The sequence below is a fragment of the Saccharopolyspora gloriosae genome (assembly GCF_022828475.1).
GTDB lineage: Bacteria > Actinomycetota > Actinomycetes > Mycobacteriales > Pseudonocardiaceae > Saccharopolyspora_C > Saccharopolyspora_C gloriosae_A.
In genome coordinates, this window is the sequence record NZ_CP059557.1 from 1,788,998 (window position 1) to 1,812,895 (window position 23,898).

The window sequence follows — 23,898 nt, forward strand, 5'->3', positions numbered from 1 at the left end:
AGGCGACGACGAGAGGAACCCGATGCACGACACCGCTCGGATTCCTCGTCGCGCTCCCGTTTCTCCGAGCCTCGTCTCGCGCCGCCACATCGACCTGCTGTTGGTGAACGGCTCGCACTGTTGCCGCTGACGCGGCACCCCTCCCACGTGACGTTCTGACACCGCCGCCGCCCTCGCGGGCCAGTGCGCGCGGGCGTCCCACTCCGTTCACGACACCGCGCGTCCGCGGTGATCTCCGCACGCACCGGGCCGGCCCGGCTCCGGTGCGACCGAACGCGCCCGAAACTCCCTCCCGATCCGAGGAGACGCATGAGCAGCCCCACCGCACCCGACCGCATCTCGACCACCGAGATCGATGACGCGCTGGCCCGCATCGCGGCCGGCGCGGTGCAGCGCGAACGCGACGGCACCCGCCCCTTCGAGCAGATCGACCTCGTTCGGAAGTCCGGTCTGGGTGCGCTGCGGGTACCGTCGGAGTTCGGTGGTCGCGGTGATGACCTGCGCGGATTCTTCGACGTGCTCATCTCGTTGGGACGCGCCGACCCGGACGTCGCGCAGATCCTGCGGGCGCACTTCGGCTTCGGCGAAGTCGTGCGGTTCCTGCCGGACGCGGACGCGCGCCGTCGCTGGTTCGAACTGTTCACCTCGGGGTCGATCGTCGGCAACGCGGTCACCGAGCGCGGTCCCGTGCAGGCCGGGGATTTCGTCGGCCTGGCAACGACTTTCACCCCCGACGGTGCGGATCACGTGATCGATGGCGTGAAGTACTACAGCACCGGGACGCTCTACGCCGACCACGTCTGGGTCTGGGGCGCCACCCCGGATCCGCTACCGATCAGCGCCGTCGTGCCGGTGTCTCGGGTGGGTGTGACGGTCACCGACGATTGGGACGGTTTCGGGCAGCGCGCCACGGGTTCGGGCACCACCCGCTTCGACGGGGTGCGCGCCGCCGCCGACGAGGTCTTCGCGTCCTCGCCGGACGATCCGCCCGCGCCCCGGCTCACCACGGGCGCGTTCCTGCAGCTCTACCTGACCGCGATCGTCGCGGGCATCGCGCAGGCGGTCTCCGATGACGCCGTGACGTTGCTGCGCGGCCGCACCCGGAACTTCACCCACGGCAACGCGGAACTCCCGCGTGAAGACCCCGTGCTGCTCCAGGTCGCCGGTGAGCTGTCCGCGAGCGCGCACGCCGCCCGGTCGACGGTGCTCGCCGCCGCCGACGCGCTGGATCGGGCCGAGCGGGACCTGCTGGCGGGCCGCTTCGACACGGGTGCCGCACAAGACGCCTCGCTCGCCGCGGCGCACGCGAAGACGGTCGTCGACGAACTGACCCTCAACGCCGCCACCAGGCTGTTCGACGTCGGCGGGGCCTCGGCGACGTCGCGCACGGCCGACCTCGATCGGCACTGGCGCAGCGCCCGCACCCTCGCCTCGCACAACTCCGGGCCGCTCAAGCGCGGCGTCGTCGGCGACCACCTGCTGCACGGCACCGAGCTGCCGGACAACACCTACTTCTGATCCGCACGGAGGACACTCGGCATGACTCACCCCCACCAGGACTTCGGTCCGTCCGCGACCGGCCACGACACCCCGGTGCTCGACTCCACGATCCACCACGTCGAAGCAGGCGGCGGCGACCCGATCGTGTTCTTGCACGGCAATCCGACGAGTTCGTTCCTGTGGCGGCACGTGTTCCGCCGCCTCGACGGGCAGGGCAGGTTGCTGGCCGCCGACCTGATCGGGTTCGGCGACTCCGGCAAGCCCGGCATCGACTACGACCTCGACGACCACCAGCGCTACCTCGACGCCTGGTTCGACGCCCTCGAGCTGACGAACGTGACGCTGGTGCTGCAGGACTTCGGTGCCGCTTTCGGCTTGAACTGGGCGGCCCGGCATCCGGATCGGGTGCGCGCGGTGCTGCTGGCCGAACCGGTGCTGCGGCCGATCGAGTCGGAGAGCCTGCCGGAGCAGTTCGTCGCCACCCGCTCCCTGGTCCGAACTCCGGGCGACGGCGAGAAGTTCGTGCTCGACGACGACCGGTTCCTGACCGAGCTGTTCCCCGCGACGTTCCTGGAACCGCTGGACGCCGACGTGCTCGCCGAGTACCGCAGGCCGTTCCCCACGCCGGAATCGCGCAAGCCCGTCCTGTACTTCCCGCGAAACCTGCCGGTCGACGCCGAACCGAAGTCCACTGTGGACTTCTTGGACGGTTTCGTCGAATGGTTGCGCACCAGCGAAACCCCGAAGGCGCTGCTGACCTTCGAACCCGGTTTCCTGCTCACCCCCGCGATCCGGGACTGGGCCGAGAAAACCGTGCGCAACTTGGAGATCACCCCGGCGGGCGCGGGCGTGCACTTCGTGCAGGAGGAACAGCCCGCCGCCATCGCCGAGGCCGTGACCTCGCTGCTCGCCCGCAGCTGAACCGGCCAGGAACGGAGAACGACCATGACCGTGGACTCGGCCCGGACCGGCACCGTCCGCTACGGAAGTCCCGAACTGGACGCCCTCATCGAGCGCATCCGGGACGGCGCGTTCGAGCGCGAACGCGACGGAATCGCCCCGCACGAGCAGATCTCCTGGATCAAGCAGTCCGGGCTCGGCGCCCTGCGCGTGCCCGCCGAGGAGGGCGGTGGCGGTGCGACGACCCGCGAGCTCTCCGAGGTGATCGTGCGGCTCTCGCACGCCGACTCCAACATCGGGCACTTGCTGCGCGCCCACTTCGGCACCGTCGAGGACCTCGTCGCCGCGCCGGACTCGCCCGGCCGCAGTCGCTGGATCGAGCGGATCGTCGGCGGCGGATTGTTCGGCAACGGCAACAACGAACTCGGTGCCCTGCACGCAGGGGACTTCGTCAAGAACACGACGTTCACCCCGGACGGCGAGGGTTTTCGGCTCAACGGCACGAAGTACTACTCCACCGGCACCTTGTACGCCGACTACTCGTTCGTCACCGGTGTCACCGCGGACGGTCTTCCGGCGACGGCGCTGATCCCGGTGGACCGGGACGGCGTGGAGCTGCTCGACGACTGGGACGGGTTCGGGCAGCGGCTCACCGCCACCGGCACGACGCGGCTGGCGAACGTGCGGGTCGAGGGCGACGAGATCACGTTGCCCCCGGCGGACCTCTCGACGGTGCCGCGCTGGCGGCTCGGGCCGTACTACCAGCATCACCTGAACCTCGTCGTCGCGGGCAACGTCCACGCGGTGCGCGACGACGCGATCGCCTTGATCGGCGGCCGCCGCCGCAGCTTCACGCACGGCTCGGCGGACCTGCCGCGGGAGGACCCGGTGTTGCAGGAGGTCATCGGCGAGATCGCCGCGCTGGCCTTCGCGGCCGAGACGACGGTGCTGGAGACCGCCGACGTGCTCGACCGGATCGGCACCGGACCGGACGTCGACGCCGACGTGCACGAGGCGTCGCTGCGCGCCTCGCAGGCCCAGGTGACGGTGGACTCGTTCGGGTTGCGCGCCGCGGACCTGCTGTTCGAGGTCGGCGGGGCGTCGGCGACGAGGCAGCCCGCGAACCTCGACCGGCATTGGCGCAACATCCGGACGGTCGCCTCGCACAACCCGGTCCGCTTCAAGAACCGGGCCATCGGCGAGTTGCTGGTCAACGGCACGGCCCTGCCGGACAACACCTACTTCTGAGAGCGAGCACCATGCCTTCGGACCAGCGCCGACTGCACCTCAACGCGTTCATCCTGTCCTCCGGCCACCACGAGGCTTCGTGGCGTTACCCGCATTCGACGCCGGAGCGGATGTTCGACGCGGCGTTCTACCAGTCGTTGGCCCGCACGGCGGAGGCGGCGGCGTTCGACGCGGTGTTCCTCGCCGACATCCCGAAGCTCGACGACAACATCGAGTTCAACGCCGCCGGTCGGCTCGACCCGCTGCTGGTGCTGGCGACCATCGCCGCCGCCACCGAACGCATCGGGCTGATCGCGACCGCCTCCACCAGCTACACCTACCCGTGGAGCCTGGCGCGGTCGCTGGCCACCCTGGACCACCTGTCCGCGGGGCGGGCGGCCTGGAACATCGTCACCACCGCCCCGCCGGCGGCGGCCCGCAACCACGGCCTCGACGACAGCCCCGAGCCCGCGCTGCGCTACGAGCGGGCCGATTCGCACGTGGACGCGGTGCTGAAGTTGTGGGACAGCTGGGAGGACGACGCGATCCGGCTCGACCGGGCGGCGGGCCGCTACGCGGACCCGGCGAAGATCCACCCGCCGCGAGTGCACGACGAGCACATCCGCGTCGAAGGACCGCTGACCAGTCCACGTCCGCCGCAGGGCTACCCGGTGCTGGTGCAGGCGGGCGCCTCCAACCCAGGGCGCGCGTTCGCGGCCCGCTACGCGGAGGCGATCTTCGCCGCGCAGCAGCGGCTGGAGGACGCCCAGGTGTACTACCAGGACGTGAAGAAGCGCACCGCCGACGCGGGCCGCAACCCGGAGCACGTGAAGATCCTGCCCGGCATCAGCCCGTTCATCGGCGGCACCGAGGAAGAGGCGAAGCGGCTGGAGCAGGAGTTCAACGAGCTCACCGTCGTCGAGTACGGCCTGATCCAGCTGGAGGATTTCGCCGGGGCGAAGGCGGATCTGGCGGATCTGGACAAGCCCGTGTCCTCGGACCTGTTCCAGGGCGCCGGGGACGTCAACGACAACAACTGGAGCCGCCGCCAGCTCGTCGCGGGCATCGTCGAACGGGAGCGCCCCACCCTGCGGCAACTGCTGCACCGGCTCGCCGGGGCGCGCGGCCACCGCGTCGTCACCGGCACGCCCGAGCAGGTCGCCGACGCGATGCAGGAGTGGTTCACCTCCGGCGCCGCCGACGGCTTCAACGTGATGCCGCCCTACCTGCCCGGCGGCCTGGAGACGTTCACCGAAACCGTCGTGCCCATCCTCCGCGAACGCGGCCTGTTCCGAGAGGGCTACGAGGGCAGGACTTTCCGCGACCACCTCGGCCTGCCCCGCCCGGAGAACCAGCACGTGACCTGACGAGCATCCCGCCTCGACCGAGCCGCCTCAGGTGAGTGCCTCCTTCGCCAGTGAAGTGGTCCCTGTTTGTTGGACTGGGTGAGTGAAGGCTAGGTGGTGAGGGCCTGGGCTCGGTATTCGGTGGGGGTGAGGTTCTTCAGTGTGGTGGAGATGCGGGTGGTGTTGTACCAGTCGAGGTAGTTCTCGAGGGCGGTGGTGAACTCGTCGGGGGTGTTGTAGTTGTGGTGGTGGAAGAGTTCTTCTTTGAGGTGGCTGAAGAAGTTTTCGGCGACGGCGTTGTCGAGGCAGGTCGCTTTCCGGGACATGGAGGGTGTCAGGTTTGCCTCGTGTAGCAGTTGGCGCCAGGAGGTGTGTCGGTAGTGGAAGCCTTGGTCGGTGTGCACGAGTGGGGTGTGGCCGGTGTTGAGGGTGGCGATGGCTTTGGTCAGTGATGAGTTGGTCAGGTGGGTGTCGGGTCGGGTGCTCCAGGAGTAGGACACGACGGAGCGGTCGAACAGGTCGATGATCGGTGAGAGATAGATTTTGCTTGTGCCGACACGGAATTCGGTGATGTCGGTGACCCATTTGGTGTTCGGTGCCGGGGCGGTGAAGTCGCGGTCCAGGACGTTGCCGGCGGTGGTGCCGGCCTCGCCCTTCCAGGATGAGTAGCGGCGTCGGCGGCGGACTGTGCAGGCCAGGCCGAGGGTGCGCATGATGTGCAGGACGGTCTTTTTCGCCGGTCTCAGGCCGTGGCGGTGCAGCATGGCGTGGACGCGGCGGTGCCCGTAACGGCCGTGGGCCTGCTGGAACACGTCGGTCACGGCCTGTTTCAGCCGGGCGTGCGGGTCCGGCCGGTCGAGCCGGGCCTGGTGATAGAAGAACGTCGACCGGGCCAGGCCCGCGACCTCCAGCAGTACCGCAAGCGGATAGTGCGCCTTGAGGGTGACGATGACCTGGGTTTTTACCCTCGCCCCTGTTCCTTCAAGGCCCGCAGTTTTTTTAGGTAGGCGTTCTCCGCGGACAACCGCAGATTCTCCGTCCGCAACCGTTCCAGTTCGGCCGTCTCGCCGTCCGGTGGTGGTTGTGGTTCGCGGGGTGGGCGGCCTTCCCGCTTGGGGCGCAACGCATCCTCGCCGTCACGCCGATATTGGCGCGCCCAATTTTTCACCTGCTTCGGTGACGACAGGTCATGCTCGGCGGCCAGCTCGGCCGCCGTGGCCTGCCCGGCCACGAACCGCAGCACCACGTCGAGTTTGAACTCGAACGAGTAGGACCGTTTGGTCGGTTTCATGATCAACGCTCCCGGGCCGCGCAACAACCATCGATCCCGCAACGTTCTCACCGCCGAAGCCGACACCCCCAACCGGGCCGCAGCCGACACCGCCCCATGACCAGCCCCGAACAACACCACAGCGGCCTCACGCTGCTCCCGCGACAACGAACTATGCGGATACACGAACCACTCCCCGGTAGCTGGAACTGACTTTCCAGTCCAACCACCGGGGACCAGTTCACAGTCCCACTGGCCGAAGGAGGCACTCACCCCAGAGCGGCCGGAGCTCCGTTCGGGCGTGGTTCCGGGAGTACTGCTCAGTCCCCGGTGAGAGGTGAGCCCGACTCATCGTCGACTTCGGGCGTGGCGTTCGCCGGGTCGTACCAAACGATCCGGGGCCGGATGTGCGTGCCGAACCGGTACTGCCGGAGGACGTGCCCAGCGGTGGGCGCGGTCGTGAATCCGCGGCGGTCGACGGGGACGACCACCGCCCGATCGTCGAGCGCGAGGCCCCACGCGGCGACGCGCCCGTCGACGCGATCCCCGTACTCCTGCACCACGGCGAACACCCTCGGCGCCGTATCGGCCACGATCCCCGCCATGATCTCCGAGAACAGCCGCTCGTCCCCGAGCGGCGGCCTTCCGGTCGGATCGTTCACGAACGCGTCCAACGGATGCGGCGATTCGCGGTGCCGTGCGGTCACATCGGTCGACATCTTCACTCCCTGCTCTTCGTACTTCTGGGATGACAGGGGTCCACTGTCGGCGCGTAGCGGACACCTATCGATACGGATCGCGGGTCATCGCGGGTCAGATTGCTATCTGACCCGCAGAGGACGTGGTTACACTCGGTGTCTGATCGGAAGAGGGGGCTGCCGTGGCCGCACCGAATTCGTTGCTGCGAAACGCTCGTGAAGCGACCGAGTCACGGCGGGTTCCTGGTGAGTGCATGGCGCGGTCCGAGCTTGCCGACGAGGTCAATCGGTACCTGTTCTCGGTCGTGCACAAGCATTACGACCTCGACCGGCACCAGATCGCCCGGTACGAGCGTGGTGAAGTTCGTTGGCCGGGTGCTGCCTATCGCGCTGGGCTGCGCGCAGTGCTCGGCGCCGAAACCGATGCCGATCTCGGCTTCACTCCGCGTAAGCGGGCAGTCGTGCGGACGGTTTTCACCGGCGTTGGTGAAGTGCCACCGGGATGGCATCCTGCGGATGTCCTGGCCACTGCCGACGAGATGACGGGTGAGGATGTGGCACTTTCTCGGCGTCAAGCGCTCGGTGCCGCATCGGCCACCACCGGAGCGGCCGTCACGGAACCACTCCAACGCTGGCTTGCACCTGCGCACAGCAGCTTTCCTGGTGCGTCGGCGATCAGTGACGTTGAGCTCGTCGGCTGGCAGCAGATCGCCCGCCAATTCCACGACTGGAACAAGACTCCGACGGGCGGCCTCGCACGCAAGGCGGTGATCGCCCAGCTCAACGAGCTCAGCGACCGGCTCAAGGAAGTGTCGGAGGCTCCGACCACTCGCCCCGCATTCCTAGTGGGGGCGAACCTCGCCGAGATCGCCGCGTCGATGTCCTGGGACGCCGGACTTCACCGCGCCGCCCAGCGGTACTACTCGCTATCGGTCAAGTTCGCCAAGGTAGCCGGTGATGACACCTTCGCGGCACTCACGCTCGCGTCGTTCGCCCGCCAGTGTTTCGACATCCGGCAACCCGGCGATGGCCTTGAACTCGTGCAGCTCGCGCAGTACGGCACCCGCAGGTCTGCTGGGCCGAGACTTCGTTCTCTCTTGGCGACGCGAGAGGCGTGGTCGTATGCGCAAACCGGTGCGGTCCAACCGTTTCGCCGGGCGGCCGGGCTCGCTGAGGACCACTTCGCCGAGGAGCCGAGCGGCACGGGCGGGCCGGTGGGCGGACTCGACCAAGCTGAACTCTTCGGTGTGCTCGGCGCACGTTGGCGAGACCTCGCCGTTGCCAGTGAGCAAGCGAAGCAGGCACGTCACGCACAGGAGTACATCGGACGCGCGCTCGCGCTCCGAGAACCAGGCAGTGTGCGAAATCGGGCATTCGACTTGATCGGCCTCGCTCGCACGCACCTCATCACCGCAGAACCGGACTACGCGTGCGACCTGATCGAGACCGCGCTTCCCATCGCGGCCGACTGGGTCTCCGGCCGTGTCGGGGAGAAGCTGCGGGACTTTCACAAGGAATCGCAACGGTTCGGCGACGCACCTCGGGTGCGTGCCACGCGCGACGCCGTTCGCGATGTCATCACCACTTGAGCACGACGGAATGGAAGGGGAACAGGTGCGCATCGGAATCACCGGGCACACGAACCTGACCACGGCGACGAGTCGCCTGGTGAGCGAGGCGCTGGAAACCGAGCTCGCCCGGCACCCGGATGTGGTCGGCTTGAGCTGCCTCGCGCGAGGCGCCGATCAGCTCTTCGCCCGCGTCGTGCTCAACGGCGGCGGGGCGCTGGAGGTCGTGCTGCCCGCGGCCGACTACCGCGAACGCAAGGTGAAGCCGGACAACGCCGCCACGTTCGACGAGCTCGTCGCCGACGCGACCACCGTGCACACCATGCCGTTCACCGAGTCGAACCCCGACGCCTACATGGCAGCCGGCGAGCACATCCTCGATTCCGCCGACGCGCTCTACGCCGTGTGGGACGGGCAACCGGCCGGCGGACTCGGCGGCACCGGCGACGTCGTGCGAGCGGCCCGGGAACGCGGACTCCCGGTCACCGTCGTCTGGCCGGAAGGCGCCGAACGCGACTGACGCGCAGCATCACCGCGATGTTCGACGGGGCAGCACTGCGGACCGCGCTCCCGCGATTCGAAAAGCGGCGGGCCGCCCACCGGGGAGAGAGATCCGGTGGGCGGCCCGTGCCGTGGTCGTTCGCTCAGTCCCAGGTGAGCGACGAGCCCGACTGGTACTCCGTCACGCGGGTTTCGAAGAAGTTCTTCTCCTTCTTCAGGTCCATGGCCTCGGACATCCACGGGAACGGGTTCTCCGCTTCCGCGAACACCGGGGTCAGGCCCAGCTGGGCGCAGCGGCGGTTGGTGATGAAGTGCATGTACTGCTCGCACAGTTCGGCGTTGATGCCGAGGATGCCGCGCGGCATGGTGTCGCGGCCGTAGGCGACCTCCAGGCGGCACGCGTCGGCGAGCATTCCGCGCACCTCGGCTTGGAACTCCTCGCCCCACAGGTGCGGGTTCTCCAGCTTGATCTGGTTGATGCAGTCGATGCCGAAGTTCAAGTGGATCGACTCGTCGCGCAGGATGTACTGGTACTGCTCGGCGATGCCGACCATCTTGTTCCGCCTGCCCAGCGACAGGATCTGCGCGAAACCGGTGTAGAACCACATGCCTTCGAAGATCACGTAGAAGGCGATGAGGTCCCGCAGGAACGCCTGGTCGCGTTCCGGGCCGCCGGTGGCGAACTCGGGGTCCTCCAGGTTCTGGGTGTGGCGCAGCGCCCACTCATCCTTCTCCGAGATCGACGGGATCTCCCGGTAGGCGTTGAACAGCTCCCCCTCGTCGAGGCCGAGGCTCTCGCAGATGTACTGGAAGGTGTGCGTGTGCACGGCCTCCTCGAAGGCCTGGCGCAGCAGGTACTGGCGGCACTCCGGGTTCGTGATGTGCCGGTAGACCGCGAGCACGATGTTGTTGGCCACCAAGGACTCCGCCGTCGCGAAGAAACCCAGGTTGCGCTTGAGCATCAGCCGCTCGTCTTCGGTGAGCCCGTCGCGGGAACGCCACAGCGCGATGTCGGCGTGCATGGACACCTCGGTGGGCATCCAGTGGTTGTTGCAGCCCGCGAGGTACTTCTCCCAGGCCCAGCCGTACTTCAGCGGCAGCAGCTGGTTCACGTCGGCCTGCGCGTTGATCATCGCCTTGTCGGCGACGTTGATCCGGCCCGCGCCGCGGTCGATCTCGCCGAGGCCGGTGGCGTCGGAGGTGTGCAGGGAGGTCATCGGATCTCCAATGTCGTGGTGGTCGGGCCGGTCACTGGCAGGCTTCGCAGTCGGGGTCGTCGATCGCGCAGGCCTGCGGCTGTGCCGACGGTGCGGGGGAAGCCGGTGCGGCGGGGGAGACGGCGTTGAGCTTGCCGTCGGTCCCGCGCAACGTGGACTTCTCCACGTGCGTCGCGCTGCTGGACCGCAGGTAGTACGTCGTCTTGAGGCCCTTGCGCCACGCCAGCCGGTACAGCTCGTCGAGCTTGCGGCCGCTGGGCGCGGCCATGTACAGGTTCAGCGACTGCGCCTGGTCGATCCACTTCTGGCGCCGCGACGCCGCCTCCACCAGCCACTGCGGCTCGATCTCGAACGCCGTCGCGTACAGCGCCTTGAGCTCGGCGGGCACCCGGTCGATGGGGCCGAGGTCGCCGTCGAAGTACTTCAGGTCCTGCACCATCGCCTCGTCCCACACCTCGGCGGCCTTCAAGTCCCGCACCAGGTCGGCGTTGAGCACGGTGAAGTCACCGGACATGTTCGACTTCACGTACAGGTTCCGGTACAGCGGTTCGATGGACTGGCCGACGCCGCAGATGTTGGAGATCGTCGCCGTCGGCGCGATGGCCAGCACGTTCGAGTTGCGCATCCCGTTGGAGCGAACCTGCTCCCGCAGCCCGTCCCAGTCCAAAGTGGACGAGTGGTCCAGTTCGACGCCGGTCTCGCGGGCCTGCTCCAGCAGTCGCAGCGAGTCGATCGGCAGCACACCCCGGCTCCACAGCGAACCCTCGAAGGACTCGTACCGGCCGCGCTCCGCCGCCAGGTCCGAGGACGCGGCGATGGCGTGGAAGCTGATGTGCTCCATGCTCAGGTCCGCGAACTCCACCGCGGCCTGCGAGGACATCGGGATGCGCTGCGCGAACAACGCGTCCGAGAAGCCCATCAGGCCGAGACCGACCGGGCGGTGGCGCATGTTCGAAGTCCGCGCCTCCGGGATCGTGTAGAAGTTCACGTCGATCACGTTGTCCAGCATCCGCACCGCCGTGCGGGTCGTGCGGCGCAACCGCTCCACGTCCAGGCCATCGGCCGTCACGTGCTGGGCGAGGTTGATGGAGCCGAGGTTGCAGACCGCGACCTCGTCCTTGCTGGTGTTCAACGTGATTTCGGTGCACAGGTTCGAGGAGTGCACCACACCGGTGTGCTGCTGCGGGGAACGCAGGTTGCACGGGTCCTTGAAGGTGATCCACGGGTGACCGGTCTCGAACAGCATCGTCAGCATCCGCCGCCACAGGTCCACCGCGCGGACCTGGCGGAACACCTTCAGCTCACCGCGCTCGGCGGCCGCCTCGTACTGCCGGTAGCGCTCGGCGAACTCGGTGCCGTACAGGTCGTGCAGGTCGGGAACCTCGTCCGGGGAGAACAGCGTCCACGACTCGTCGGCCTCCACCCGGCGCAGGAACTCGTCCGGCACCCAGTTCGCCGTGTTCATGTCGTGCGTGCGCCGCCGGTCGTCGCCGGTGTTCTTGCGCAGGTCGAGGAACTCCTCGATGTCCACGTGCCAGGTCTCCAGGTACGCGCACACCGCGCCCTTGCGCTTGCCGCCCTGGTTGACGGCGACCGCCGTGTCGTTGGCGATCTTCAGGAACGGCACCACGCCCTGCGAACTGCCGTTGGTGCCCTTGATGTGCGCGCCGGTGCCCCGGACCGGAGTCCAGTCGTTGCCGAGACCACCCGCGTACTTCGACAGCAGCGCGTTGTTGCTGACGCCGTGGAAGATCCCGTGGAGATCATCGTCCACCGTGGTCAGGAAGCACGAGGACAGCTGCGGGCGGGTGGTGCCCGCGTTGAACAACGTCGGCGTCGAGCACATGAACTCGAACGAGGACAGCAGGTCGTAGAACTCGATCGCCCGCGCCTCGCGGTCGTCCTCGCGCAGCGACAGGCCCATCGCGACCCGCATCAGGAACGCCTGCGGCAACTCGAACCGCACACCCTCCTCGTGCAGCAGGTAGCGGTCGTAGAGCGTCTGCAAACCGAGGAAGCCGAACGCGATGTCCCGGTCTGCGTCCAGCGCGGCCCCCAACCGGGCCAGGTCGAACTCGGCCAGCACCGGATCCAGCTGCTCCAGCTTGATGCCGCGGTGCACGTAGTCGGCGAAGTAACCGGCGTAGCGGTCCCGCATCTGCACCTGGTCGGCCTCGGCGGGCTCGTCCGCGACGAAGCTCAGCGCCTCCCTGCGCAGCTTGTCCAGCAGCAGCCTCGCCGTGACCAGCGAATAGTTCGGCTCGCTCTCGACGAAGGTGCGCGCTGCCATCGTCAGCGACTCGGCGAGTTCGGCGTAGCTGATGCCGTCGTAGACGTTGCGCCGGACTTCCCGCAGCACCTGCTCCGGGTCCACATCGGACAGCTCGGAGCAGGCCTGTTCGACCACGGTCGACACGCGGTCCCAGTCCAGCGGAGTGCGGGTGCCGTCCGGCCCCGTCATCTCCAGCCGGGGCGCGGCCTGCTCGGGCTGCCCCGCCTCGCGGGCCTGCGCGTGCTGCTCCCGGTACAGCACGTAGGCGCGGGCCACGCCGTGGTGGCCGCCGCGCATCAACGCGAGCTCCACCATGTCCTGGATCTGCTCGATGTGCACCAGGCCTTCCGGGCCGGCATGCCGCAGCACTCCCTCGGCGGCCTGCTCGGTCAACTCCGCGACGACCTGGTGCAACCTGGACGACGAAGCGGCCGAATCCCCCTCGGCCGCCAAGAACGCCTTCGTCAGCGCCACGGAGATCTTCGTTGCGTCCCAACCGGAAACGGTGCCGTCGCGACGCAACACGCGGGCTCCCGCCGGTACCGCGGTCGCTGCTGACGGCCGGGTCGTGGACTCGGTCACTGGCTCTCTCCTCGCAAGCTCGGACACCTGCCCGGGACGGCTCGGAGCACGCGAGGATTTGCGATGCGCACGGCACCGCTCGTCCCGCGACCCTCCCGCGAGGCCCCGGACGGCGCGCACCCCTCGTGCGCGCACCGATGGCAGGTCTTCGGACTCACGGGCGCCCGGTGTGCTCGACACCGGACCTACTGGCCGTCGCTTCCCGGACGCCGAGCGTCCAGTGCTGCACCACCCGTGGAAGGTGGTGACGGCGGTCGTTCCCGTTCACCGCTGCGGGGCAGTCCCGGATTCGCACCGGGTTCCCTGTTGTCACACCGGGCTGACCCGGTGAACCATCAGCGAGCGCCACACTACATCTAGGGTTCGTCGGTGATCCGAACCCCATCATCGTCGGCGTGGCGGGCGTCTTGTTGACGTCGCACGTATCACCCTTTCGGGGACGGGCCATCCTGTGCGCCGCGAGATTCGGCAGGGGCGTGCTCCGGAATCGCTGGTGGTGACGGCTCCGGTTCGGCAGACTGCTGCGCGAGATCATCGGTCCCGGAAGGAAATCCGAACATGCGCGCCTCCCGCGTGCGACGCGGACTCGCCGTCGTCGCCACCGCCCTGGCCACCGTCGCGACGGTCCCCGGCGCCGCCGCCGGGCAGGCGCCGCCCGCCACCACCGACGTGCGGCTGATCACCTTCAACGACCTGCACGGCAACCTCGAACCGCCCACCGGCTCCTCCGGTGAGGTCGAACTGCCGGACGGGACCGCCGTCGAAGCCGGGGGAGCGGCCTACCTCGCCGCGCACCTCGATCGGCTGCGCGCGCAGGCGCCGAACTCGCTGGTGCTCTCGGCGGGCGACAGCGTCGGCGCCTCGCCGGTGAACTCCGCGTTGTTCCACGACGAGCCGACCATCGACTTCCTCAACTCCCAGGATGTGCGGGCGCACGTCGTCGGCAACCACGAGTTCGACGAGGGCTACCAGGAACTCCAGCGGTTGCAGACCGGTGGTTGCCACCCGGAGGACGGGTGCGAGTTCCGGGAGACCTTCGACGGGGCGGCGTTCCCGTTCCTCGGCGCGAACGTGTCCTTCGAGGACGGTTCACCGGCGCTGCTGCCGTTCACCGTGCAGCTCTCCGGCGGTGTGCCGATCGGCGTCATCGGCGCCACCCTGCAGGACCTGCCGAGCGTGGTGAGTCCCGACGCCGTCGCGGGGCTGCGATTCGACGAGGAGGTCGCCGCCATCGACCGCACCGCCGAAGCGCTCGACCGCTTCGGCATCAAAGCCCAGGTCGTGCTGCTGCACCAGGGCGACGAGGCCACCGGTGGCGGGCCGGATTCCTGCGAGGTCGAACCGGGCGGCCCGGCGAGCCGCATCGCCGCGGCGGCCTCGCCGAACGTCGACGCGGTGTTCTCCGCGCACAGCCACCAGCAGTACAACTGCACCGTGACCGACCCGGCGGGCCGGCCGCGTCCCCTCGTGCAAGGCGCGTCCTACGGCAGGTTGCTGTCGGTGCTCGATCTGAAGATCGACCGCGCCACTCGCGATGTGGTCGGGGAGCGGAGCTCGGCGCGCAACGAGATCGTCACCCGCGACATCGCGCCCGACCCGGAGACCGTCGCGCTGGTGGACGAGTCGCGGGAGAAGGCCGCGCCGATCGCGAACCGCTCCGTCGGGACGACCACCGGCGACCTGCTGAAAGCTCCCGCGCCGTCCGGGGAATCCACTCTCGGCAGCGTGATCGCGGACGCCCAGCTGGAGGCGACCGCGGGCGGCGGCGCGCAGCTCGCCCTCACCAACCCCGGCGGCGTCCGCGCCGACCTGCCGCACGCCTCCTCCCCGTCGGGGGAGGGCGACGGCGTGGTGACCTACGGCGAGGCGTTCGCGGTGCAGCCGTTCGGCAACATCATGCAGACCCTCACCCTCACCGGCGCGCAGCTCAAGAACGTGCTGGAGCAGCAGTGGACGCCGGAGGGCGCCACGATCCTGCAGGTGTCGGCCGGGGTGCACTACGAGTACTCGGAGTCGGCGCCCATCGGCTCGAAGGTCTCGGGCCTCACGCTCGGCGGCGAACCGGTCAACCCGGACGCGCCGTACCGGGTCGCGGTGAACAACTTCCTCGCGGGCGGCGGCGACGGCTTCACCGGCTTCACCGAAGGCACCGACGTCACCGGCGGCCCCCTCGACCTGGACGCCCTGCTCGCCTACTTCGCCGCCCACCCCGGAGTCGTCCCACCGCCCCCGGACCGCATCACCGTCACCGGCTGAACTGCGGCAACCCGTCGGCCGAAGGCCGTGCTTTGCGGCGAAGCCGTGCCTTGCGGCCGAAGGTCGTGCCTTGCGGCGCAGCCGTGCCTTGCGGCAGCGAAGCAAGCCGTGCCTTGCGGCCGAAGGCCGTGCTTGTATGCGCGTCAGCGCATAGCCCACGTCGAAAAGCCGACCACCCGCGGGTTCTCAGTTGGTCTCTCGTGAGGACAGCTTTTTCCCTCGTGGCGGAGCCACTTGGGAAAAAGATCCCGCAGCGAGAGACCAACTGAGGTTCCGCCACCCGACCACCAAACCAAAACGAGCCGTGGAAGCCCCTACCGGCGCACTGCGCGGGGAGCTATCACCCCATCTATGCCCAGGGCGAGTTCCTCGGCGCAGTCGCTCCAGGGGTGGCGGGAGTCGGCGAGGGTCGCGCAGCGTTCTCGGAGGCCGGCGAGCCTGCCGCGCAGGCGGGCGCTGCGCACGCCGCCCGCGAGCAGCACCGCGCGGCGGCCGTGGCGGACCGCGGCGCCGTGGTCGCCGAGCGCGAACTTCGCCTCCGCCAGGCTCGCGAGCTCGAACACCGCGGAACGCACCTCACCCGGTGCGCGCGCTGCGACGGCGCGGGACAGGTGCAGTGCGGCGGATTCGTACTCGCCCATCGCGAGCTGTATCGAACCGGTCATGCCCAGCAGATCCGCGTCCCCGAACCAGCGGAACAGCGGGTAGTCGGAGTCGATCCGCGCCGCGCCGTGCAGGCCGCGGCCGTTGTCGAGCAGGCGGCGCACCGAGTCGCCGCGCTCGCCCTGCGCGGCGGCCCACGCGGAATTGAGCTGCAGCACCGAACTCACCAGCGGCGACGATTCGGCCCGGATCGACCCGAGCTGGAACAACTTCAACGCCGAGTTCGCGTCGCCGAAGTGCAGCTCGGCGCGGCCGGCGGCGTACAGGGTCCGGGCGATCGCCAGCGGATCGCCGCCGTCGCGGCCGAAGTCCAGTGCCCGCCCGAAGTGCTCGTGTCCGCTGGCGAGCAGCCCGTTCTCCACGGCGGTCCAGCCCGCGGTGGCGTGCAACTTGCACAGGGTCGCCAGCAGTTGGGAGCGGACGGCCTCGGTCATCGAGGAGTCCAGCATCAGCTCGGCCTGCCTGCTCGCGGCGGCGATCGTGCCGTACTGCCCGACGCCGCCGTAGCGGTGATCGATCCTGCGCAGCGAGCCGATCAGCTCGCCCAGCGCGGCCAGGTCCGCCGCGCCGACCCGGCCGGGCGCGGTGCGCGGGACGTCGAACTCGCGCATCTCGGCGGACAGCAGGTGGGCGGAGTCGGCGAGTTCCGTGCGGGCGCCGAGCACCAGGGAACCGGCGTAGGACAGGAACCTGCGGCGCTTGGCGGCCTCGTCCTCCTCGCGCGGCGGGACGTCGGCGCCGGGCTGCTCGGTGGTCGCGGGCGGTGCCTCGCCTGCCATGCCCATCCAGCCGCGCGGGATGCCGAGACCGGTCGCGATCCGGGACAGCAGCGCGTAGCTGCGCACCGCGCGGCCGTTGAGCACATCGCTGACCTCGCTCTGCGCTTGCCCGGTGAGCTGGGCGATGCGGCTCTGCGAGACGCCGTGCGCGCGCAATGCCCGGTAGACGGTGCCGATGTCGCGCATCGCGAGGGCGTCGCGGACCTCCGCGCGCCGCCAGACCTCCGGCGGGATGTCCTCAGTTGACACTCGGCCACCATATACTGAATGTGATCAACTGAATGCGGAGAGTGAAAAGATCACCGGATCGGATCTCCGCCGCCTCGCAACCCATGGGCGGCCCCGCGGATGCCAACCAAAGCAACAAGAAACCACATTTGAGCATTGTGCCCGCCTGCTCGGCGCCGGTAACCTCCGCCGGACCGGTGATCTCACAGCGGGAGCGAAGCGGGCATGTACGCCGAGGAACGGCATTGGGCGATCTTGGAGCTCGCGCGCAAGGAAGGCCGGGTCGATGTCGCCTCGCTCGCGTCCCACTTCGACATGACCACCGAGACCGTGCGCCGCGACCTCACCGTGCTGGAGCGCCGTGGCGTGCTGCGCAGGGTGCACGGCGGCGCGATTCCGGTGGAGCGGCTGGGTTTCGAGCCGAACGTGCCCGCCAGGGACTCGGTGATGACCGCCGAGAAGAACCGCATCGCGAAGGCGGCGCTGGACCTCGTACCGGATGAGGGCGCCGTCCTGCTCGACGCGGGCACCACGGTGGCCCGGATGGCGAACATCCTGCCCACGGACCGGGAACTGACCGTGGTCACGCACTCGCCGACGACGGCGCTGACGCTCTCCGGACGCGGCAACCTCACGTTGATGCTCATCGGCGGCAGGCTGCGCGGGCGCACGCTGGCGGCGGTGGACGGCTGGGCGCTGCACGCGCTCAGCGACATCTACGTGGACGTCGCGTTCATGGCCACCAACGGGCTGTCCCTGGAACGCGGGCTCACCACACCGGATTCGGCGGAGTCGATGGTGAAGCGGGCGGCGATCTCGGCGGCCCGGCGCACCATCGTGCTGGCCGATCACACCAAGGTCGGAAATGATCATTTCGCGCGGTTCGGCGAGCTCGCCGACGTCGACACGTTCGTCACCGACGACGGCCTGGACGAGCAGGTCGCCGACGAGATCCGGCGCGCAGGCCCGCGCGTCGAGATGGTCTGAGCCGGTGCGCGACGACGACATGTGCCGCGCGAGCACGGAAGTTCGTTCGTCCTGGGGCGGATCGGAAGGAGCCCCGCATGGTGGCTGATCATCGGGTGCGGGTCGGCCTGCCGGGGCGGCTCGTCGGCCGTGACGACGAGCTCGACCGCATCGCGGAGGCGGCGCGGATCGCGGCGACCGGCGCGGGCCGGGCCGTCCTGCTGCGCGGACCCGCGGGCATCGGCAAGACCGGCGTGCTGCGCAGCGCGCTGGATCGGCTCGACGGCCACGCCGCCCGCACGCTCACCGCGCGTTGCCCGGAAACCGGATCCGGCCCTTACAGCGCGGTCCGCGCCCTGTTCGAACCGTTGCACGGGGCCGAGTTCGCGGGCAGTTCCCGGCTCGCGTTGCCCGCACTGGCCCCGGAACAGGCCACCGGGGACACCGCCAACGGCACCTACGCGGTGCTGCACGGCCTGCACTGGCTGGCCGCCGACCTCGCCGCCGAAGGCCTGCTGGTGCTGGCCGTCGACGACGTGCAGTGGTGCGACGAGAATTCGTTGCGTTTCCTGGCCTTTCTGCTGCGCCGGGCGGAGGATCTGCCGCTGCTGGTGCTGCTGACGCAGCGTTCCGACGGCGCCGCGCCCGAGGCGCTCGGTGAGATCGCCGGGATGCCGTTGTGCGAGACCTTGGAACTGCCCGCGCTGGATCCGGAAGCGGTCGCCGAGCTGCTCGCCTGCTCGCTGCCGGAGCCGCCCACGTCCGGGTTCGCCGCCCGCTGCGCGCAGGTGACCGGCGGCAACCCTTTCCTGCTCAACAGGGTGCTGCGCCGATTGCGCGAGGATCCGGCGGGGGCGCTGGGCGATGTGGAGCGGCTCGACGAGCTGGGCCGCACCGTGGTGCTGCGGTCCCTGCTGGACCGGCTCTCCGAACGCGGCATCGCGGTGGCCCGCGCGATCGCGATCCTGCCGGGCGAGCAGCCGGAGCTGATCGCGGCGCTGGCGGGCATCCACCAGCGGATGGCCGCGACGGCACTGCGCGAACTGCGCGACCACGACCTGGTCGCCCCCGCGGGCGGCGCCGGGTTCGTGCACGACTTCGTCCGCCAGACGGTGCTGGAGCGCATCCCGCCCGCCGAGCTCGATCGGCTGCGGGAGCGGGCCGCGATGCTGCTCAACGACGTCGGGCGCCCGGCGGAGGAGGTCGCGGTGCTGCTGTTGCAGCTGCCGGACGGTCCACTCCCGTGGATGGCCGAGGTGTTGCGCGACGCGGCGACCCGGGCGGAGCAGCGCGGTGCTCCCGGCATGGCGGCGCGCTGCCTGGAACGGGTGCTGATGCTGCACGACTCCGACGTCGCGGTGCTGACGCAGGCCGCGCGGGTGTCGGATCCGCCGACCGGGCTGCGACGGCTGGAGCGCGCGCTGGAGCTGATCGACGATCCGCGCGCACGGGTTCCGGTGGCGGTGCAGTACGCTCTTTTCTCCTTGTCGGCGCAGAATTCGGTGCGCGCGTTCGAGGTCGTCTCGGCGGCGGTGGACGAGTTCGACGCGGTGCTCGGTGCGGACCTGAGCGACGCGGACCGGACCCTGCGGACGCTGGCCGAATCGGTGCTGCTGATCTCCGGGCTCGATGAGAAGTCGACGCTGGTGCGGGTCGGCGCCCGGTTCCGCGACATGACTCCGCCCGCGGGCGACACCGGGGAGGAACGCCAGCTGCTGAGCATGCTGGCCGTGCTGGGAACCCTGCTCAACCGGCCTGCGGCTGAGGTGGCCGGGCAGGCGCGGCAGGTGCTCCGGATCAACGATCTGGAGCACGGCGGCTGGGCGTTCCTGGGTGCGGCGCTGCCGCTGTATCTGGCCGATGACAACGAGTCCGCGCTGGAGGCGCTGGGAACGCTGATAGAGCACACCCAGCGATCCGGCCAGGCGTGGACGTACTGCTTGGCCACCAGCACCCGCGCGATGGTGCACCACTGGACGGGCGACCTCACCGAGGCGCTGGCCGATGCGCAGTCCTGCCACGACGTGCTGGTGCAGGAGTCCTGGGCCGAGGCGATGACGATGCCGCAGATCGCGCTGGCCGGATCGTTGATCAGCCAGGGCGAGCCTGCCCGCGCGGAGGAGCTGCTGAACGGGATCACCCGCCGCCGCTTCGAGGACTTTTCCGTGGAATACCACCAGTTCTTGATGGCCCGCGCGCACGCCCGCGAGGGCCTGGGTGATGCGGAGGGGGCGCTGGAGCAGTTGTTCCGGTGCGCGCGGAGTCTCCGGGAGGCGGGCATCGTGAATCCGGTGTTCGCGCCCTGGTGGTTCGACGCCGCGCGCCTGCTCGGTGATCTCGGCAGGCTCGATGAGGGCATGCGGGCGGCAGAGCACGGCGCGGCTTTGGCGCAGCAGTGGGGAACCCGCCGCGCTCAGGGCATGGCGCTGGCGGCGCGCGGGGCGGTGACGGCGGGCCGGGCTGCGGTGCCGGTGCTGTCCGAGGCGGTGCGGTTGCTCGCCGATTCGCCGGGGAAGCTGGAGCACGCGAAGGCGGAGCACCTGCTGGGGCGTGCGCTGTTGCGGGCCGGGGAGCCGGAGGGCGCGCGGGAACATTTGCGGTCGGCGCTGGATTTGTCGGTATTGCGCCGTGATCATGCTCAGGTCTCGGCGTCCTCGGCCGCGTTGCTGGCGGCGGGCGGGCGGTTGCGGCAGGGCACGGATTCGCCGGCGCACGCGCTCAGCGGCAGTGAGCGCCGGGTGGCGGCTCGCGCGGCGGAGGGGCGACGAACCGGGAGATCGCGGAGTCGTTGTTCCTCACGGTCCGGACCGTGGAGCTGCACTTGACCAGTGCTTATCGCAAGCTCGGCGTGCGTGGGAGAGCGGAGCTGGCGGGAGCGCTGGAAGCCGATCCGGCATTCGGGGTTTCTTGATCAATCGGCTGCCGGCGGGTTCTTCGGGAGACGAGGCCGGGCTTGTGCCTTTCCCTGAATCGATCGCGGGCGGCAAGATCGTCCCCGATGTCCTCTCATGTGGGAATCACTTTGCTTTACACCCGAGAAAACTTCAGTAGTCACTCCAACGGGTGATACGCTGAGTGCCGATTCGGCCCTGGCTTCATCTTTTCGAGCTGCGGGAGGTTGGTATGGTCGATCTCCCTCCGATCGTCGTGAATCCTGGTGAGCGTTGTATCGGTTCACGAATCCCTGGTCATGGCAGTTCGCGTGGCGTGGTCACGCAAAGTGATGGGGCTCTTCGCGGGCTTCACTTGGGGTTGTTTCCGAATACCTTTCATGTTCGTCCGGTCGTTGTCCGAATCGGGGCGGATCGGCGGTTCGAGGGCACCATCGAGCCGGTCGGAGCGTGCTGATGGTCGCCGTCCACGACGCCCTTGATTCCCGGTCCGCGTTTCCCGGCGGACGCCACTTGGCGGGGCGGGACGCCGAGCTCGGCGTGCTGCGCGAACTCGTTGACGACCTGGGCCGCGGCCGATCCGGTGTGCTCACCATCAGCGGCGGCCCCGGAACCGGCCGCAGCGCACTGCTGGAGGCGATGCTCGCGGAGGCCCGCGCGGCCGGTCTCAACACCGCGGCCGCGCAGAGCTCACCGCTGGAGACCGATTTGCCCTACAGCACGGTCGCCCAGCTGATCGCGCTGCTCTGCCCGCCCGAACAGCTCACCCGGATCAGCTCGGTGTGGGCCGAGGGTGCCGCCACCAACGCGCCGATTCCCTTTCTCCGCAAGCACTTCCTCGGCCTGGCCCGGGACCGGCCGCTGCTGTTCGCGGTCGACGACCACCAGTGGATCGACCCGTGGTCGCTGGCCTGGTGCCACGCGCTGAGCAGGCACCTGGACCAGGCGCCGATCCTGATGGTCCGCACCGTGCGGGACACCGCGCCCGAAACGCCGGGCGGCTCGCGGTGGGACGAGTCCGTGCCGGTGACTCCGCGCCGGGTCCGGCTCTCAGAACTGTCCACTTCGGACGTATCGGATCTGCTGTCCCGGTACGGACCCGTCGACGAGGAGTTCAGCACCGCCGCGACGGCGGCCAGCGCGGGCAACCCCGCGGTGCTGCGCGCGGTGCTCGCCGAGTTCGAGCGGGCAGGGCTGGGTTTCGAGGCCCGGCACGTGCCGAGGCTGCGAGTGCACGTCGCCGACGCCGTCGCCGACCTCGTCGGGCGGACCCAGCGCGGATTGCCCGCGGCGCACGTGGAGCTGCTGCGCGCGATCACCTTCTGCGGCGGCGAATTCGACTTCGAACTCGCCTGTGCGCTCGCCGGCCTGCACGGGCGCGCGGCCGAGGAGACCCGCACCGCGCTGTGGCACCTCGGCCTGCTGTGCGAATCGGAGGACGGCCCGCGCGTGTCCACTCCTTCGGTGGCCGCCGGGGTGCTCGCCGAGATGGAACCGGCCGCACGTGAGCAGCTGCACGCGCGGGCCGCCGAAATCGGGCACCGCGCCGCCATCGAACCGGCCGCACTGGCCGAACTCCTGCTCAGCGCCCCGCAAATGCGCAAGCGGTGGGTGGTGGAAACGCTCGTCGAGGCCAGTGAGCAGCACCGCAGGGAAGGCCGCTTCGAACGGGCCACCGAGCTGCTGCGGCGCGCGCTGCGCGAGCCCGTGCCGACCGCGTGCAGGCAGCGGCTGCTGGCGGAGCTCGCCGCGATCGAGGTCGCGCACGCGCCGGTCGCCAGCGACGGCCGGTTGCGCCAGGTGCTGACCGACGCCGCGGGCATCGGCGACGCCGGGCTGCTGGTGCGCGCGGCGGACCTGCTGGTCAGTCGCGGCGACGCGGAGACCGCGCGACGCGAACTCGCGATCGTCTGCGCCCGCACCCGGAATCCGGCGCTGGACGCGTTGAGCCGGTTGGCCGACGAGGAGTGCGGGCCGGAACCGGAACTGCTCGCCACTCCGCTGCCGCCGCTGCCGGACGAGCCGGCCGACGCCGCGCAGGCCGGCGTGCTGGCTTGGCGGTACGCCCGGCTCGGCCGCCGCCCGGACCTGGTGCGCACGTTCGCGCGACAGGCGCTGTCGAGCCGGGACGCCGACGCGCCGCTGGGGCCGCGGATCGCGGCCTGCCGGGCACTGGCCTGCCGGGACGACTTGGAGGAGGCCGCCGCCGGACTCACCGCGGTGATCTCCGACGCGGGCCGTCGCGGAGCGCGCGCGGCCGCGGCGCACGCGTTCGTGCAGCGGGCGGTGCTCAGCGTCAAGGACGGCCGTTTTCCCGCCGCGGCGGCCGATCTGGCGGCGGCGGAACGGGAACTGCCGCTGCACTGCTGGCATCCGGCGATGCTGCCGCACTACCTGGCCACGAAGATCGCCGCGCTGCTGCGGCGGGAACAGGTCGCCGAGGCCGAACAGGTGGCCGCGACCGAGCTGCCGCCGGGCGCGGAACGCGGCATGGCGTTCGGATACCTGCTGCACGCGCGCGGCGAGCTGAAACTGGCCGCCGGCGACGCGGCGACCGCGCTGGGTTATTTCCAGGAGTGCGGCCGGATTCTGCGCGCCAAGGAGTGGCTGAACCCGGCGGTGCTGTCCTGGCGGATGCCCGCGGCGATCGCCCAGGGCAGGCTCGGTGAGGCCCGCGCCGCGACCCGGCTGGTCGGCGAGGAGCTCGAACTCGCCGAACGCTGGGGCCTGCCGGGCCTGCTGGAACCCGTGCACCGGGCCGCGTTGTCCGCGCTTGCCGTGGCCGGGTCGGACTCGTCGGGACCGGGTTCGGCCGGTGTTCCCGCGATGGGGGCCGCGCTGCCTGCGGCGCTGTCGGTTCCTGAACGCCGCGCCGCGAGCCTCGCCGCGCGCGGACTGTCCAACAAGGACATCGCGGAGGAGCTGGGCGTGACGGTGCGGACCGTGGAGCTGCGGCTGACGAAGTCCTACCGCAAGCTCGGCATCGACGGGCGGGCGCAGTTGCCCGCCGACCTGGGCGAGTGAGGTCTCCCCG

The 23,898-nt window shown here is 69.9% G+C and carries 17 protein-coding genes and 1 riboswitch; of the genes, 11 read left to right on the forward strand and 6 right to left on the reverse strand.

What is annotated here, in order from left to right:
* Window positions 1-309 precede the first annotated feature (309 nt).
* The 4 genes from H2Q94_RS07805 to H2Q94_RS07820 are packed head-to-tail and all read left to right on the forward strand — an operon-like array spanning window position 310 to window position 4,994.
* On the forward strand, window positions 310-1,518 hold the full coding sequence (locus H2Q94_RS07805) for an acyl-CoA dehydrogenase family protein (RefSeq protein WP_243793661.1): 1,209 nt from the start codon (window positions 310-312) through the stop codon (window positions 1,516-1,518).
* Window positions 1,519-1,539: 21 nt separating this feature from the next.
* Window positions 1,540-2,421, forward strand: a complete 882-nt coding sequence (locus H2Q94_RS07810; protein WP_243793668.1) for a haloalkane dehalogenase — start codon at window positions 1,540-1,542, stop codon at window positions 2,419-2,421.
* A 24-nt stretch (window positions 2,422-2,445) separates the two neighbouring features.
* Window positions 2,446-3,648 carry an acyl-CoA dehydrogenase family protein gene (locus H2Q94_RS07815; protein WP_243793670.1) on the forward strand — a complete coding sequence of 401 codons (1,203 nt, stop codon included), beginning with the start codon at window positions 2,446-2,448 and terminating at the stop codon, window positions 3,646-3,648.
* An 11-nt stretch (window positions 3,649-3,659) separates the two neighbouring features.
* Window positions 3,660-4,994 carry an LLM class flavin-dependent oxidoreductase gene (locus H2Q94_RS07820; protein WP_243793672.1) on the forward strand — a complete coding sequence of 445 codons (1,335 nt, stop codon included), beginning with the start codon at window positions 3,660-3,662 and terminating at the stop codon, window positions 4,992-4,994.
* An 89-nt stretch (window positions 4,995-5,083) separates the two neighbouring features.
* Here H2Q94_RS07820 and H2Q94_RS07825 read toward each other — a convergent pair whose 3' ends face one another.
* From H2Q94_RS07825 to H2Q94_RS07835, 3 genes are all read right to left on the reverse strand, one after another.
* Window positions 5,084-5,923 (reverse strand): IS3 family transposase, encoded by an 840-nt coding sequence (locus tag H2Q94_RS07825; RefSeq protein ID WP_243795566.1) that lies wholly within the window; start codon window positions 5,921-5,923, stop codon window positions 5,084-5,086.
* A gap of 11 nt (window positions 5,924-5,934) precedes the next feature.
* Window positions 5,935-6,429 (reverse strand): helix-turn-helix domain-containing protein, encoded by a 495-nt coding sequence (locus tag H2Q94_RS07830; protein WP_243788041.1) that lies wholly within the window; start codon window positions 6,427-6,429, stop codon window positions 5,935-5,937.
* 134 nt (window positions 6,430-6,563) lie between these two features.
* Window positions 6,564-6,962, reverse strand: a complete 399-nt coding sequence (locus H2Q94_RS07835) for a hypothetical protein (RefSeq protein ID WP_243793673.1) — start codon at window positions 6,960-6,962, stop codon at window positions 6,564-6,566.
* A 233-nt stretch (window positions 6,963-7,195) separates the two neighbouring features.
* Here H2Q94_RS07835 and H2Q94_RS07840 point away from each other — a divergent pair, with 233 nt between their 5' ends.
* A complete protein-coding gene (locus tag H2Q94_RS07840; protein WP_243793674.1) occupies window positions 7,196-8,530 on the forward strand; it encodes an NsdA family TPR-like regulatory protein in 1,335 nt (444 codons plus the stop codon).
* Complete coding sequence (locus H2Q94_RS07845; RefSeq protein ID WP_243793675.1) at window positions 8,514-9,029, forward strand: hypothetical protein; 516 nt, start codon at window positions 8,514-8,516, stop codon at window positions 9,027-9,029. The genes H2Q94_RS07840 and H2Q94_RS07845 overlap by 17 nt, the downstream gene beginning before the upstream one ends.
* 124 nt (window positions 9,030-9,153) lie before the next feature.
* Here the strand turns inward: H2Q94_RS07845 and H2Q94_RS07850 are convergent, their stop codons facing one another.
* Window positions 9,154-10,227: a ribonucleotide-diphosphate reductase subunit beta gene (locus tag H2Q94_RS07850; protein WP_243793676.1), complete on the reverse strand. Its 1,074-nt coding sequence runs from the start codon at window positions 10,225-10,227 to the stop codon at window positions 9,154-9,156.
* Between the two features lie 31 nt (window positions 10,228-10,258).
* Entirely contained in the window at window positions 10,259-13,081 is a 2,823-nt protein-coding gene (locus H2Q94_RS07855; RefSeq protein WP_243793678.1) for a ribonucleoside-diphosphate reductase subunit alpha, read from the reverse strand.
* Between the two features lie 122 nt (window positions 13,082-13,203).
* Window positions 13,204-13,433: riboswitch (cobalamin riboswitch) on the reverse strand.
* Between the two features lie 206 nt (window positions 13,434-13,639).
* On the opposite strand from H2Q94_RS07855, the gene H2Q94_RS07860 reads away from it, so the two are divergent.
* Window positions 13,640-15,337 carry a bifunctional metallophosphatase/5'-nucleotidase gene (locus H2Q94_RS07860; RefSeq protein ID WP_243793680.1) on the forward strand — a complete coding sequence of 566 codons (1,698 nt, stop codon included), beginning with the start codon at window positions 13,640-13,642 and terminating at the stop codon, window positions 15,335-15,337.
* A gap of 314 nt (window positions 15,338-15,651) precedes the next feature.
* On the opposite strand, the gene H2Q94_RS07865 is transcribed toward H2Q94_RS07860, so the two are convergent.
* Complete coding sequence (locus H2Q94_RS07865; RefSeq protein WP_243793682.1) at window positions 15,652-17,028, reverse strand: helix-turn-helix domain-containing protein; 1,377 nt, start codon at window positions 17,026-17,028, stop codon at window positions 15,652-15,654.
* Between the two features lie 204 nt (window positions 17,029-17,232).
* Between H2Q94_RS07865 and H2Q94_RS07870 the strand changes: the two genes are divergently transcribed.
* The 4 genes from H2Q94_RS07870 to H2Q94_RS07885 all read left to right on the forward strand — a co-directional run bounded on the left by H2Q94_RS07870 (window position 17,233) and on the right by H2Q94_RS07885 (window position 23,888).
* Window positions 17,233-17,994 (forward strand): DeoR/GlpR family DNA-binding transcription regulator, encoded by a 762-nt coding sequence (locus H2Q94_RS07870; protein WP_243793683.1) that lies wholly within the window; start codon window positions 17,233-17,235, stop codon window positions 17,992-17,994.
* A gap of 77 nt (window positions 17,995-18,071) precedes the next feature.
* Window positions 18,072-20,798: an ATP-binding protein gene (locus H2Q94_RS07875; protein ID WP_243793684.1), complete on the forward strand. Its 2,727-nt coding sequence runs from the start codon at window positions 18,072-18,074 to the stop codon at window positions 20,796-20,798.
* The gene (locus H2Q94_RS07880; protein ID WP_243793685.1) at window positions 20,783-20,884 is read left to right on the forward strand and encodes a helix-turn-helix domain-containing protein; all 102 of its coding nucleotides are present in this window, start codon (window positions 20,783-20,785) and stop codon (window positions 20,882-20,884) included. Before H2Q94_RS07875 ends, H2Q94_RS07880 begins: the two co-directional genes overlap by 16 nt.
* A 436-nt stretch (window positions 20,885-21,320) precedes the next feature.
* Entirely contained in the window at window positions 21,321-23,888 is a 2,568-nt protein-coding gene (locus H2Q94_RS07885; protein WP_243793686.1) for an AAA family ATPase, read from the forward strand.
* Window positions 23,889-23,898: the final 10 nt, after the last annotated feature.